A 14,366-nucleotide genomic window follows, 5' to 3' on the forward strand; every position below is an offset into this window, starting at 1 on the left:
TAATATCGGCTTATCGTAATATAGAATTTAACGCTTAAATTCTATTACTGTTTAGCCAGCCAGTCTGCAATCGCTTGCTCTTTGCCAACAACCATTGCTGCCATTGCATTCATAGTAGGATCTTTACGAGCGCCAGATTGAAAATCTTTAAGTTGCTTAACTGTGTAAGCTGCATTTTGTCCGCTAAGGTGAGGATACATAGAAATCGCTGATTTACCTGTAGCACCATGACAACCACCACAACCACCAGCAGCATAGGCTGCGCCGCCATCTGCTTGAACCAAAGAACCCATTGACATAACTGTCGCCGCTACCACTAAAACTTTTTTACTTGTTGAAAACATACTATCTCCTTATTTTTAAAAATATATAATGGCAACTTAAAATTACCATAACGCAAATTATACCTTTATTAAACCTAATGAACAATTTTTATCACCGAGCCAAATTCCTACTTTCCTGCCCGTCGCTCAAAGGCTGTCCAACAGACCAAGGCTACGAGGTGATTTTTGCCGGGCGTTCCAATGCAGGAAAATCCAGCGCCATCAACACCATCACCTTGCAGAAAAAACTGGCAAAAGTCTCCCGTACCCCCGGTAGAACTCAGCATTTGGTTTTCTTTGAACTCGATGAAAACCGTCGCCTAGTTGACCTGCCAGGTTACGGCTACGCCAAAGTGCCCGAACGCATTAAAAAACAATGGCACATTGACATGGGCGAGTATTTTTCCCAACGAAAATGCCTAGCAGGCGCAGTCTTAGTAATGGATGTACGCCGCCCACTCACGCCGTTTGACCAAATGATGCTAGACTGGTGCGTTGATGTGAATTTGCCCACACAAATACTACTCACCAAATCTGACAAACTCAAAAAAGGCGCTGCCAGCAACGCCCTGCTTAAAGTCAAAAGCGCAATTAAGCCCCACCCTTTTGTCCAAGTGCAATTATTTTCCAGCCTCAAAAAACAAGGTCTAGATGCACTAAGCACTCGACTTGACACCTTCTTCGGCCATGTGGATTAACGCCCAATTAAACAAAATTAGCAAAGAGGACACCATTGTCTTGGCCAACAACCGCCAAGTATTGGCGTTTAAAAAAACTTGGCACTTGCAAAAAGGCAACTGCGCCCTACCAAAATCCCTATCTTGGCAGCAATACCTAATACAAACTTGGCGTACCTTCGCCCCCAATTCGTCAAAACGCCTCATCTCCAACATTGAATCTCGCACATTGATTGCAAAATCCATGCGCAAACTCAGGCAAAAAACCGACAATCGCCTACTCAATGAAGTCATAAAAAATAACGACTACTGTCACGCCCATTTGATCCAATACTCGCAATTATCCACTTCACAAAACTGCGACCTGTTTACCGCTTGGCTGCAGGATTATCAACAAACCAAACTGACTCACAATCTACTGGATATTAACGACTTGCCCGCCTTAATCATCGCCCAACACAGCACCCTGCCCAAACCCCACCTCTACGGCTTCAAAACCCTCACCCCGCAACAATCCTTATTATTCGACACAATCGGCCACCAAGTGCTTGAAACGCAGCAAAAAAACACCCAAAGTAATAACAAAATCTTCCAAACAACCGATGATGAAATCCTGTCCGCTGCCCAGTGGGCACAAGCACACCACACACGCCACCCACACCACCACATTGCCATCGTTTGTCCTACACTAAGCAGCCAACACCACCAAATCAAATCCATCTTTAACCAAGTATTTAGCGATACCCTCACCGAAACAGGGCAAAAAGCCTACAATATATCCCTAGGCTTACCGCTCACCGACGCCCCGCTAATTCGCCATCTCCTTGCCCTGCTAGAACTCTGCCAACAACTACCAAACAACCGCATTAGTACCAAATTGTTTAACACCGTCATCACCTCGCCCTACCTCCATCACGCCCAAGCAGAGCGCTCCAAGCGTGCCTTGTTGGTCAATCGCGTCTTGTCCTTTTCACAAACGCACTTCAAACTTACCCGCCTCTCCCCCTACCTAGACACCGCTCCCCACCTGCAAGCCCTGCTCAGTGATATTACCCTCTCTGCCCCAAAACAACAAACCCATGACCAATGGCTTATTCACTTTAATACCCTCATGCAAAACTGCGGCTTTGCCACCGATAGAACCCTCTCTAGCACCGAATACCAGCTCTTTAACAAAACCCAAAACGCCAGCCTAGGGCTAAACCAGCTCGCACAAACCCACCACAAAGTCAGTGCCACCCACGCCCTACTTGATTTAGAAAACACTCTCTCACAAGTCATTTTCCAAGCACAATCCGCCCCCACTCCCATCCAAATACTCGGTTCCTTAGAGGCAGAAGGGCTAATCTTTGACCGCGCTTGGGTCTTAGGCATGAGTGACGATTTCCTACCCATGGCACTCAATTCCCCCACATTCATCCCCCACACCATCGCCCAGCACCACCAAATCCCCCACACCAGCTTTACCCTCATTACCAAAGACGCACAAAACACCCTTAACAACTTAATCAACCTCTCCAGCGAAGTCATCTGCTCCTACGCCAAATCACACTTCAACACCGAACAACGCCCCTCCCCCTTGTGCCAATTCACCCATGAGCTGCCCGCCCTTACCCGCCACCACCAAGCCCCAGCACAGCACAGTCTGCCCGACCAGCACGCTCGCCCCCTGCCCGACCCCCACATACACAATGGCGTTAATACCTTAAAAGACCAAATGTCCTGCCCCTTCAAAGGCTTCGCCCACCGCCTCAACATCCAATCGTTTGACCCACCACACATCGGTCTAGACAGAAGGCAACAAGGCAAAATCATCCACACTGCCCTGCAATACTTCTACCAGCAAATTACCACACAAGCCGCACTACTAGCCCTCAAACCCACAGAGCTAGACACTCTCATCCAGCGCAAAATCACCCAAGCCCTCGCACACTACACCGTCTCCGCCTTCAGACAAAATGAGCAAAAAAGACTCCTTACCATCCTCCACCAATTCATCCGCATTGACCAACAAAGAGACCCCTTCACCGTGCTTGCCACCGAGCAACAAATCACCACCAATATCGCCGGCCTTACCTTCACCACCCGCCTAGACAGGCTTGATGAAACCCACAACGCCGACAAAATTATCTTTGACTACAAAATCTCCAACCCCACCACCAGCCACTGGAACGCCCCTGTCATCAAAGAGCCACAGCTTCCCATCTACGCCATTAGCAACCCAGTCCAAGGCATTGCCTTCATCCAGCTCAACGCCGACAAAGTCGCCATCAAAGGCCTGTTCAAAGCCAAAGACCCACAACAATGGCAGCAACAAACCAACGCATGGAAAACCACCCTAGAAACCACCAGCAAACACTTTCAACACGCTCACGCCGCCGTCCTCCCCAACAACACAGCCTGCCAATACTGCCCACTCACCCCCCTCTGCCGAGTTAAAGGTTAAAGGTTAATTGTTAATTGTTAATTATTAAAAGTTGATTTAGAGGCAAAGCTTAATTTTAATTACCCCTTGTCAAGGTTGAACCTTGACAACAAAAATTGCTTGTCTTAGAGAAAGGAAAGGGTTTATTTTATCTTGCTACTTGTGCAATGTTTTTTTGATTAGGGGAATGGTAATGCTGCCTTTGGTTTGTAGTGAGACTGTGTCTAATTGGTTGATGACATCTAGTAACTCGCTTAAATCTCTTGAATAATGTTTGAATAGATAGGCGTATATTTTCTTGTCAATGCGGATGTTTTTCTGCGTCATTTTGCTTTGTAGAATGGTTATTTTTTGTGTATCGGTGAGGTTTTCAAGGGTGAAATTAACACCTTGAGACAGTCGGGTTTTTAAATCCTTTAACAAAGTGGCACTCAGGTGTTCGGCGCTGAGGATGAGCTTGGTTTGTGTGTATTTGATTTGGTTGTATAAATCGAATAACTCTTGCTGCTGCGTGTTATTTAGATAATCGATATTATCAATACACGCCCAGTCAGCGCCAGATAGCCCAGCAATAAATCCCTCGGGCAATTCTTGCTTGATGTCAATATAGAGTGCACTGAGTTGTTTGCCCATTGCCGCAACAGCGCAACCTTGTAGCAGATGGGTTTTGCCGCTGGATTGCTCGCCTAATACCATTACAACACTTGAGTTGTTGTGGTCAAACAAGGTATTAATAAAAGTTAAAATTTGACTGTTTTTATTGCCAATAAAATTATTAAGTTGCATTTTTGCATTGAGTAAAACAGGCAAACCAAGTTGTTTCATGGTTAATTTTTTTTTTCTTGGGAAATGGCTTTTTCAGTCCAAATCCAAATGTAATCTGCGCCACTAAGCACTGTTGAGGTAGCAACGATAATAAAGAAAATCGTCGCCCATGAGGACAATGCGGGGTACAACTGCACGGTAACTAGAAACAATACCAATGTGATTTGCAATGCGGTGTTAATTTTTGAAAGTTTAGAGGGTGTTAGTAGGATATTTTTGGCGTGTCCATTGCCCATAAAACTGCCTACCGTGCCTGAGACAATCATCAAATCCCGTAAGAAAATCAGCGCCAACAGCCACAATGGCAAAAGCCCGATAATATAAAGCACGATAAAACTACTGACCAATAAAAGCTTGTCGGCGACAGGATCAAGGATAGATCCAAGTCTGGTTTGAAAAGCGTATCGTTTGGCAATCCAGCCGTCTAAGGCATCGGTAATGCCAGCAACAAAGAACAATACCATCGCTAAAAAATATTGATGATTTAACAAAGTTAAAGCCACAGGCACTGTTAAAATAATGCGTAAAATTGAAAGTGCGTTTGGCAGTGAAGAAAAGCTCATTGTAAGACGAATAAAATTGAATAATTATACGGAAAAAAATCTATGTCATCATTGACTTACCAAGACGCTGGCGTTGATATTAACAAAGGCAACGATTTAATCGAACAAATCAAACCCATTGCCAACTCCACCAGCAGAGAAGGTGTGTTAGCGGGGTTAGGCGGTTTTGGTGCGATGTTTGAATTGCCTATCAACAAATATAAAAACCCCGTACTCATCTCTGGTACTGATGGCGTAGGCACTAAGCTCAAAGTAGCTGAAATGCTGGGCAAGCACGATACCATTGGCATTGATTTGGTAGCCATGTGTGTGAATGACTTAATCGTCCAAGGCGCTGAGCCTTTGTTTTTTTTAGACTACTACGCCACGGGCAAACTAAACACTGATATTGCGGTATCGGTCATCTCTGGTATTGGCGAAGGTTGCAGGCAATCAGGTTGTGCGTTGATTGGCGGGGAAACAGCCGAAATGCCAGGTATGTATGCAGGTGAAGATTATGATTTGGCGGGTTTTTGTGTCGGCATTGCCGAAAAAGAAGCAGTGATTGACGGCAGCAAAGTAGCCAATGGCGACCACATTATTGCACTCGGATCGTCGGGTCCACATTCTAACGGTTATTCGTTAATTCGCAAGGTGTTAGAACGCACCAAACCCACTGAAGAGCAACTACAACAGCTGATTGAGCCAACTAAAATTTATGTAAAATCCGTTTTATCCCTACTCGAAAAACACTCAGTTCACGCCATTTCACATATTACTGGAGGTGGCTTGTTAGAAAACATTCCTCGAGTGTTGCCAAACAATTTGGCGGCAAAATTAGACGCAAATTCTTGGACATTGCCTGCCATTTTTCAATTCTTACAGGACAATGGCAATATTGAAACGACAGAAATGTATCGGGTATTTAATTGTGGTGTAGGCATGGTGCTGGTGCTCAGTAGCAGTAAAAGTGCTGATGCCATCAAACACCTAGAAGCACAAGGCGAGGTGGCTTGGCTGATTGGTGAAATCGTTGAAAACAATGGCAAACAAGTCATTGTCTAGCGTCGTTATTCTTATTTCGGGTTCAGGTTCAAACCTGCAATCCATTATTAACAATGCCGATAATATCGGCATCAAAATCGACTGCGTGATTAGCAATAAAATCGATGCTTTTGGTTTAGAACGAGCGAAAAACGCAGGCATTGCCACCAAAGTCATTGACCACACGCAGTTTGCCACTCGTGAAGACTTTGACCAAAATCTAACACAACACATCAATACCTTTAATCCAGAATTAATTATATTAGCAGGCTTTATGCGTATTTTATCGGCTAAATTTATTGATGCCTTTGCAGGGAAAATCCTTAATATTCATCCTGCTCTTTTGCCAAAGTTCAAAGGACTTAATACCCATCAACGCGCAATTGATGCGAGGGAGAAATTTGCTGGCGCAAGCGTACATTTTGTTACCAATAAATTGGATTCTGGCGAGGTAATATTGCAAAAATCAGTGGCAATTGAGGCAAACGATGATGCACTAAAACTAGCAAAAAAAGTGCTAGAACAAGAACATATTCTCTATCCAAAAGCCATTCAAAAGGTTTTGCAAAGATGAGGTTTTTATTGCTACTCCTACTGTCTTCTTCGGCATTGGCGCTCAAACCGCATACAGCTATTTATACCATACTCCACACTGGTACAGGCGTTGAAGTTGCTACTGAACGGCGTGTCCTTAGCAAAGAAGATGGAGTGTATCATTACAACGCTACTGCAAGACCTTCTGGGCTTGGTGCACTTTTTGCCTCGGGCTACAAAATAGATGCCAAATCAAGTTTCATTATTAACAAGGCTGCGCTAGTGTCAGTCCATTTTCAATACCTTGAGCGTAACGATGATAAAGTCAAAAAAGATTATGATATTTATCCAAAAGACCAGCAAATTGATCAGTTGGGCTTGTTTCTAGCTTTTACCAATGCATTAGAGAGAAATCCAAACCAAACTGATTTTTACTTCACAGTTCATGATGGAAAAAAGGCGGAAAAAAATCACTACCAACAAGTCTCAAATAAGGATAAAAATTTAATTAAAATTATCGATTCAAAATATATGGAAGCCTACTTTGCTAAAGACAAATATTATTTACCTGTCTTGGTCAAACTTAAGAATATTATTTATGAATTAACATCAGTTCAATTTCAGTAAGGACTTCAAGTATTGCCCTGTGTAAGATTTTTTGACTTTTACAACTTCTTCTGGGGTTCCCGTTGCAATAATATCGCCGCCTTTATCGCCGCCCTCAGGACCCAAATCAACAATCCAGTCTGCCGTTTTAATCACATCAAGATTATGCTCAATAATGACAATGGTATTTTCTCTTTCTCGTAGGCGAGTAATCACGGATAATAACTGCTTAATGTCGTGAAAATGCAGACCTGTGGTCGGTTCATCAAGAATATACAAGGTTTGTCCTGTGTCTATTTTTGATAATTCTTTGGCGAGTTTAATACGCTGTGCTTCGCCACCAGATAAGGTTGTGGCATTTTGCCCCAGAGTGATATAAGACAAACCCACATCCATCAAAGTTTGTAATTTTTGCTTAATTTTTGGAATAGGTTCAAAGAACGCAACAGCGGTTTCAACCGTCATATCCAACACCTGTGCAATGGTTTTACCTTTGTAAGAAATTTCTAAAGTTTCACGGTTGTAACGATGCCCATCACACACATCACAAGACACATAAATATCAGCCAAAAAGTGCATTTCTACTTTAATTAGCCCATCACCCTTACACGCCTCACAACGACCACCCTTAATATTAAAACTAAATCGTCCCGCTTTGTAACCACGAGAACGCGCCTCTAAGGTTTGCGCAAACAGATCGCGAATAAGCGTGAATACACCTGTGTAAGTAGCAGAATTAGAGCGAGGCGTGCGCCCAATCGGACTTTGGTCAATATTTACCACTTTATCAAAATAATCCAAACCTGTGATAGATTTATACGGCGAGGGCGTAGTTTGCGCACGATTAAGATGTTTGGCAGCCAACGAATACAAAGTATCGTTAATCAGGGTGGATTTTCCAGAGCCGGAAACCCCTGTCACACAAGTTAAAACGCCCACAGGGATAGACAAATCCACTTGCTTTAAATTATTACCCGTGGCGCCCTTGATGTGTAGCCACTTACTTGATTTTTTGCGTTTCTTCGGCACAGCAATACTTTGGCGACCGCTGATATAATCCCCAGTGATTGAGTTAGGATTGTCGGCAATTTGTTGTGGTGTGCCAGTGGCAATAATTTCACCACCATGCACGCCTGCACCAGGACCAATATCAACCACAAAATCTGCTTGTTTAATAGCGTCTTCGTCATGTTCGACCACAATCACTGTATTGCCAATATCACGCAAATAAGTTAAAGTATTTAGCAGTTTTTGGTTATCGCGCTGATGTAGTCCGATAGAAGGCTCGTCCAATACATACAACACACCCATAAGTCCTGCGCCAATCTGACTGGCAAGACGAATTCGTTGCGCCTCTCCGCCTGACAGTGTGTTGGAACGGCGGTCTAGGCTTAAATACTCCAAACCAACATTTAGCAAAAACTCCAGCCGTTGGATAATTTCTTTAAGAATTTTCTCAGCAATCTCACCACGAACACCTTCAAGATTTAAATTTTTAAAAAACTCATGGCTGCTGGCAATCGAAAGTTTGGTAATATTAGATAAATTGTAATCGGCAATAAAAACATTTCTAGCAGATTCGTTCAGTCGGTTGCCATCGCAACTTGTGCAATCTTTACTCACAACGAAACGAGACAACTCCTCTCGCACCGAGCGAATCTCGCTTTCCTCGTATCGGCGCATCATTCTAGGAATCACACCTTCAAATGGCTTGGGCTTGTTTGACCAACCTTTACGCCCTTTAATTTTTGAAAAATCAATGGTATCTTTGCCACTACCATATAGTACAATCTTTTTATGTTCGGCACTTAGCTGCTTATATGGTGTCTCAATACTAAAGCCATAATATTGCCCAACCAAAACCAAAATCTGATAAAAATAAGCATTTGAACGGCCCCAGCCGTAAATTGCGCCATCGGCTAAACTGATTTTAGGATTGCTAATCACTTTATTCTCATCAAAAATATCTTTAACACCCAAGCCATCACAACTTTGGCAAGCGCCAATAGGGTTATTAAATGAAAACAATCTAGGCTCAAGTTCGGTTAAAGAATAACCACATTCAACACAGGAAAATTTGGCTGAAAATACCAACTCCTCTTGCTCTGAATCTTCATCTATTGAAGCAATACGCACCAATCCAGCACTTAAATTTAGTGCTGTTTCTAATGACTCAGACAAGCGTAATACCACATCTTTTCGCACTTTAAGACGGTCAACAACAATTTCAATGGTGTGATAAACCTTGCCATCTAACTCATCCATAGCATCTAAATAAACCACTTCCCCATCAACCCGAGCACGCAAAAACCCCTGATGAGAAAGCTCTGCTAGCATTTTGGTGTGGCTGCCTTTACGGTTTTGCACCACAGGCGCAAGCAGCATAATTTTTTCGCCCTCTGGCAAAGTCATAATATTGTCCACCATTTGTGAAATGGTTTGCGACACTAAATCAATCTTGTGTTCAGGGCATTTTGGTATACCAACGCGTGCAAATAACAACCTTAAATAATCATAAATCTCGGTAATGGTACCAACAGTTGAGCGAGGATTATGTGAGGTGGATTTTTGCTCAATGGAGATAGCGGGCGATAAACCCTCAATATGATCCACATCAGGTTTTTCCATTAACGACAAAAATTGCCGTGCATAGGCTGATAACGACTCAACATAACGGCGCTGCCCTTCGGCATAAATCGTGTCAAATGCCAGCGATGACTTACCCGAGCCAGACAAGCCCGTAATGACCACCAATTTGTTACGAGGAATATCAATATCAATATTTTTTAGATTGTGGACTCTGGCGCCACGAATGCTAATTTGTTCCATAAATATGTCAGGCAAAGGATTAATTATAACGGTAAAATTGCCATATTTAAAATATTTAAATCAATATCCCAATCATGAGTAAATATAAACGCATTCTCTTGAAACTTAGCGGCGAAGCACTTGCTACTGAGAACAACACGCTAGACCCAAAGACGCTCAGTCAAGTGGTGGATATTATTCACTCAGCGCTTAAACAAAAAGTGGAAGTGGGCATTGTTGTCGGCGGTGGTAATATCTTTAGAGGCGCAGCACTTGCTAAAGTAGGTATGAATCGTGTAACGGGCGACCACATGGGCATGTTAGCTACCGTGATTAATGCTTTGGCGATTGGCGATGCTTGCAGGCGTGCAAATATTGATGTGTTGGTCATGTCAGGCTTTACTATTGGTGGTGGGGTTTGTGACCCCGTTGATCACAACAAAGCTAAGCAAGCACTGAGTGCTGGCAAAGTAGTGATTTTCTCAGCAGGTACAGGCAGTCCGTGTTTTACGACTGATACAGGTGCGGTATTACGAGGCATTGAAATTGAAGCGGATGTGGTTTTTAAAGCCACTAAAGTTGATGGCGTTTACACCGATGACCCAGTAAAAAACCCTAATGCCACACGCTACGAAACCCTGAGTTTTAACGAAGCCATTGAAAAAAACCTACAAATTATGGACACAGCAGCGTTTGCACTGTGTCGTGAACACGGTTTAGATATTTGTGTTTTTAGTATGCTTGAAAATACCAATACACTGTCTGATATTTTAAATGGCAAGCCTTCTGGCACCATTATTCACCCTTAAGGATTAACTATGTTAAATGAAATACAGCAAGACGCTAATGAACGCATGAACAAAAGCATCGTCTCATTAGAAAATAATTTTAGTAAAATTAGAGCAGGTCGTGCACATCCTTCTCTGCTTGAGCAAATCCAAGTTGATTATTACGGCTCGATGGTGCCTATCTCTCAAGTCGGCAATATTGTTGCCGAAGACTCACGCACACTCAAAGTTTCCGTTTGGGAAAAGGACATGGTAGCCACAGTAGAAAAAGCCATTATGGTATCAGATTTAGGTCTTAATCCTCAGCCTATGGGGCAAGTTATTCGCATTCCACTTCCATCCCTCACTGAAGAGCGCAGGCGTGATCTTGTAAAGGTCGTCAGAGATGAAACCGAACAAGCCAAAGTTGCGATTCGTAATATTCGCCGTGATGCCAATTCTGATTTTAAAGAATTGCTAAAAGACAAAGAAGTTTCAGAAGATGAGGCACGCAAAGCAGAAGAAAATATTCAAAAAATTACCGATGATCACATTAAATCAATCGACGCTAAATTAAACGAAAAAGAAAACGCACTGCTTGAAATCTAAAAAGAGCAGATAATAAAAAAGCCCGCAATTGCGGGCTTTTTTATTATGTTTAGTTATTTGATATTAGCCACCATGTGCATCTACACAAGCTAAGTAACTGTCCCATCTCTTAGGTGAAAACAATGTACCAAATGAATCAATTGGACCTGTATTATATAAGTAACCGTCAACTTTTGCTGCCTTAAAAATAGCAATATTACTATCAGATAAACCAAGTTTGTCTTGACAAGCAATATGTGCACGAATAGATACGACTTTATTACCTACGGTTAATTTCAGCGTCTTTGGGGCTTGAGGGCTCTTAACAGATGGGCTATGCTCAACGCTTGGCATCATTGCCTCTAATGACTCTACTGGACCTGTATCACGGTCATCGCCACCAGCGATAACGCCCGCCGATAAAGTTAATGCTGTTACTAAATTTAAAATATTTTTTATCATTTTTCTAACTCCAAGTAATTAAAATGCTATTGCCCAAGTGCATATTATATATAACTACAAACCTCTATGATTAATAATTTTGCAAAACAATGTTCACAATCAAAATTATCAACAGAATGCGAGCAACTCATTGATATATCAAGAGAGTCTCTGTCTGTTAATAATGGAAATATTCCTAAATGGGAGGAAGCTATTGATGAAATTAACAAATATAGCAAAGGTGGAATTGACTATCAAGCACCTTATTTAAAGATTGACACTAAAAATAACAACAGTGAACACCTGCAAAAATCCTTAAAAAAACTGATTCCATGGCGTAAAGGTCCTTATCAAATAGGCAGCTTACAACTTGACAGTGAATGGCGTGGCGATATGAAATGGGATAGAGTATTATCAAATATTCAACCATTAAAAGGAAAAATTGTGCTAGATGTTGGCTCTGGCAATGGCTATTTCACTTATTTGATGGCATTAGCGGGGGCAGAATTGGCGCTGGGTATTGAGCCATTTTTATTATTCAATTACCAATTTAGCGCAATTCGCACATTAATAGATAATCCGCCTAATGCGTTTGTCTTGCCACTCAAACTAGAGCAAATGCCGAAAAAACCATTATTTGATACTGTGTTTTCAATGGGAGTTTTATACCATCAAAAAGACCATTTATTACATTTGGAGCAACTTAAAACCGTGCTGACAGAAGATGGAGAACTGATTTTAGAAACACTCATTATTGACAAAAAACAAGGTAATAAAATTATCCCCAAAGACCGTTATGCCAGAATGCGCAATGTTTGGTGTTTGCCATCAACGGACACATTGCACACTTGGTTAAAAGCAGTTGGGTTTAAAAAAATAAAACTGGTAGATGTAACAAAAACCACGCCTGAAGAGCAACGAGCTACGCATTGGATTGGTGATAACACACAATCACTCAAAGATTTTTTAGACCCTGATGATGATAATTTAACCATTGAAGGATTGCCAGCACCTCGGCGTGCTATTTTTATTTGTCAAAAATAAATTAAGTAGTATAATTATTTACTTTTTGGTGCAAATCATTATGATTTCTCGCTCACTCTTGGTAGCAATACTGTTATTTTCCACAAACGCCTTTGCAACACCCAATATTGTGGTTAGTATTAAGCCTATTCATTCTATTGTTAGCAGTTTAACGCAAGGAATAACAACGCCAAAATTATTGCTAAAAACCAGTCAATCGCCAGAACATGCCTATTTAAAACCTTCTCAATTATCTTTATTGAGTCATGCGGACTTGGCTGTTTTTATTCATCCTATTTTTGAAAGTGGATTGAAAAAAGCAATGGACAACCTTGATGCCAACAAAAAACTCATTATTGGCAATATGGAGGATATTTATCTTATTTATAATGAGGGATATGAAAGACATGAAGAGCATGAAAATGAAGGGCATAAAGATGAACATGGGCATAGCGAACATCAGGAGGTGGTCAACTATCATCTTTGGCTAGATATAAATAATATGCAAATATTTGCAAAAAAATTGACTGGAAAATTGATTAAAATTGACCCTGATAATCAATCAAATTACACCGCCAATTTAAACAATCTTGATAAAAATTTGGACAAACTCAAGCAAGCTATTAATCAAAAAATATCAATTTATAAGTCTAGCGTGCTTGCAAGTTATTCCAATACTTTTGATTATTTCACCAACGCCAATCAGTTAAAAAAATCAGTCAATATTACGAGTTATCATGGTGAAAGGCTAAGTATACTTAAAATGCTTAAGGCTAAAAAAATAATGAAAGATACGCAAACAAGATGCTTGCTTGCCACCACAGAAGTACCAAAAAAACGCACCAATTCACTTGTTGAAGGCTTGAATATCAATTCAGAAAATATAGACATTATAGGCTTTGATATAGCGCAGGGTCCCAAGCACTATTTTGAACTCATACATAATATTGCCAACAAAGTCGCACAATGTCTCAAGTAAGGTCGGCATTTAATAAAGTGTACTCTCAATACAACGAGCACGCTTTTTTACAAAAAGAAATCGCTATGCGTCTTGACACAAAACTAGAGGTAATTTCTGGCAATACAGATACTATTTTAGATTTAGGCGCAGGGACAGGTTTGTTGTCCCAATTTCTATTAACACGCTTTCCAAATTCAAAAATAATTTGCCTAGATTTTGCACAAAAAACGCTTAAAAATAATCCAATAGATTACAAACTATGTGCTGATGCCAATCATTTGCCTTTGGCGAACAACAGTGTTGATGTTGTTATTTCTAATTTGATGATGCAATGGTGTGGCGACCTTAGTCAACTGTTTGCAGAATGCCATCGAGTGTTGAAAAACGATGGCTTAATATTGTTCTCCACTTTTGGCCCTGATACACTCAAAGAGTTAAAAAAAAGTTGGGCAGTGGTCGATAATGAAGCCCATGTAAACACCTTTATTGATATGCACGACATTGGTGATAGGCTATTAAAAAACGGTTTTCAATCACCAGTAATGGAAATGGAGACCCTAACCTTGACCTATCAAACGGTAACGGATTTATTAAAAGATCTAAAAGCCATTGGCGCACAAACGGTCGGCTCACGCTCCAAAGCCCTTACAGGTAAGGACAAATTTCAATCAATGATTAAGATGTACGAATCTTATCGCCAAAACGACAAACTGCCTGCTACTTATGAAGTAATTTACGGACACGCCTGGAAGAGAATAAATAAATTAGGCGCTATTCAGTTAGCGCAATAAAACGCAGAAAA

Annotated in this window: 15 protein-coding genes; 10 read left to right on the forward strand and 5 right to left on the reverse strand. The window is 41.4% G+C overall.

The window, feature by feature from the left end:
• Window positions 1-44: 44 nt before the first annotated feature.
• On the reverse strand, window positions 45-344 hold the full coding sequence (locus CRYPD_RS00180; protein WP_138145555.1) for a c-type cytochrome: 300 nt from the start codon (window positions 342-344) through the stop codon (window positions 45-47).
• Window positions 345-421: 77 nt separating this feature from the next.
• Between CRYPD_RS00180 and yihA the strand changes: the two genes are divergently transcribed.
• Both yihA and CRYPD_RS00190 read left to right on the forward strand, forming a co-directional pair.
• Window positions 422-1,021 carry a ribosome biogenesis GTP-binding protein YihA/YsxC gene (gene yihA, locus CRYPD_RS00185; RefSeq protein ID WP_138145556.1) on the forward strand — a complete coding sequence of 200 codons (600 nt, stop codon included), beginning with the start codon at window positions 422-424 and terminating at the stop codon, window positions 1,019-1,021.
• On the forward strand, window positions 993-3,446 hold the full coding sequence (locus tag CRYPD_RS00190; protein ID WP_244610212.1) for a PD-(D/E)XK nuclease family protein: 2,454 nt from the start codon (window positions 993-995) through the stop codon (window positions 3,444-3,446). Before yihA ends, CRYPD_RS00190 begins: the two co-directional genes overlap by 29 nt.
• A 135-nt stretch (window positions 3,447-3,581) precedes the next feature.
• On the opposite strand, the gene CRYPD_RS00195 is transcribed toward CRYPD_RS00190, so the two are convergent.
• Both CRYPD_RS00195 and CRYPD_RS00200 read right to left on the reverse strand, forming a co-directional pair.
• Window positions 3,582-4,250, reverse strand: coding sequence for an HdaA/DnaA family protein (locus tag CRYPD_RS00195; RefSeq protein WP_138145557.1), 669 nt, complete (start codon window positions 4,248-4,250; stop codon window positions 3,582-3,584).
• 2 nt (window positions 4,251-4,252) lie between these two features.
• On the reverse strand, window positions 4,253-4,813 hold the full coding sequence (locus tag CRYPD_RS00200; RefSeq protein ID WP_138145558.1) for a CDP-alcohol phosphatidyltransferase family protein: 561 nt from the start codon (window positions 4,811-4,813) through the stop codon (window positions 4,253-4,255).
• Window positions 4,814-4,855: 42 nt separating this feature from the next.
• Between CRYPD_RS00200 and purM the strand changes: the two genes are divergently transcribed.
• From purM to CRYPD_RS00215, 3 genes are read left to right on the forward strand one after another with little or no spacing between them, the layout of a single operon-like run.
• Entirely contained in the window at window positions 4,856-5,857 is a 1,002-nt protein-coding gene (purM, locus tag CRYPD_RS00205; RefSeq protein WP_138145559.1) for a phosphoribosylformylglycinamidine cyclo-ligase, read from the forward strand.
• Window positions 5,835-6,410 carry a phosphoribosylglycinamide formyltransferase gene (gene purN, locus CRYPD_RS00210; RefSeq protein ID WP_138145560.1) on the forward strand — a complete coding sequence of 192 codons (576 nt, stop codon included), beginning with the start codon at window positions 5,835-5,837 and terminating at the stop codon, window positions 6,408-6,410. The genes purM and purN overlap by 23 nt, the downstream gene beginning before the upstream one ends.
• Before the next feature lie 8 nt (window positions 6,411-6,418).
• Complete coding sequence (locus CRYPD_RS00215; RefSeq protein ID WP_138145561.1) at window positions 6,419-6,997, forward strand: hypothetical protein; 579 nt, start codon at window positions 6,419-6,421, stop codon at window positions 6,995-6,997.
• Here CRYPD_RS00215 and uvrA read toward each other — a convergent pair.
• Entirely contained in the window at window positions 6,980-9,805 is a 2,826-nt protein-coding gene (uvrA, locus tag CRYPD_RS00220) for an excinuclease ABC subunit UvrA (protein WP_138145588.1), read from the reverse strand. The two genes, CRYPD_RS00215 and uvrA, sit on opposite strands and share 18 nt — an antisense overlap.
• A gap of 74 nt (window positions 9,806-9,879) precedes the next feature.
• Here uvrA and pyrH point away from each other — a divergent pair, with 74 nt between their 5' ends.
• On the forward strand, window positions 9,880-10,593 hold the full coding sequence (gene pyrH, locus CRYPD_RS00225; protein WP_138145562.1) for a UMP kinase: 714 nt from the start codon (window positions 9,880-9,882) through the stop codon (window positions 10,591-10,593).
• Between the two features lie 9 nt (window positions 10,594-10,602).
• A complete protein-coding gene (frr, locus tag CRYPD_RS00230) occupies window positions 10,603-11,160 on the forward strand; it encodes a ribosome recycling factor (protein ID WP_138145563.1) in 558 nt (185 codons plus the stop codon).
• A 63-nt stretch (window positions 11,161-11,223) separates the two neighbouring features.
• Here the strand turns inward: frr and CRYPD_RS00235 are convergent, their stop codons facing one another.
• Window positions 11,224-11,601 carry a hypothetical protein gene (locus tag CRYPD_RS00235; RefSeq protein ID WP_138145564.1) on the reverse strand — a complete coding sequence of 126 codons (378 nt, stop codon included), beginning with the start codon at window positions 11,599-11,601 and terminating at the stop codon, window positions 11,224-11,226.
• 66 nt (window positions 11,602-11,667) lie between these two features.
• Between CRYPD_RS00235 and cmoB the strand changes: the two genes are divergently transcribed.
• Genes cmoB through bioC form a run of 3 tightly spaced genes read left to right on the forward strand, consistent with a single transcriptional unit; the run spans window position 11,668 to window position 14,355 of the window.
• Window positions 11,668-12,624 (forward strand): tRNA 5-methoxyuridine(34)/uridine 5-oxyacetic acid(34) synthase CmoB, encoded by a 957-nt coding sequence (cmoB, locus tag CRYPD_RS00240; RefSeq protein ID WP_138145565.1) that lies wholly within the window; start codon window positions 11,668-11,670, stop codon window positions 12,622-12,624.
• Between the two features lie 40 nt (window positions 12,625-12,664).
• Window positions 12,665-13,582, forward strand: a complete 918-nt coding sequence (locus tag CRYPD_RS00245; protein WP_138145589.1) for a metal ABC transporter solute-binding protein, Zn/Mn family — start codon at window positions 12,665-12,667, stop codon at window positions 13,580-13,582.
• On the forward strand, window positions 13,570-14,355 hold the full coding sequence (bioC, locus tag CRYPD_RS00250; RefSeq protein WP_138145566.1) for a malonyl-ACP O-methyltransferase BioC: 786 nt from the start codon (window positions 13,570-13,572) through the stop codon (window positions 14,353-14,355). Before CRYPD_RS00245 ends, bioC begins: the two co-directional genes overlap by 13 nt.
• Window positions 14,356-14,366 lie beyond the last annotated feature (11 nt).

Origin of the sequence: Bathymodiolus heckerae thiotrophic gill symbiont (assembly GCF_900180345.1) — a bacterium.
Taxonomy (GTDB): domain Bacteria; phylum Pseudomonadota; class Gammaproteobacteria; order PS1; family Pseudothioglobaceae; genus Thiodubiliella.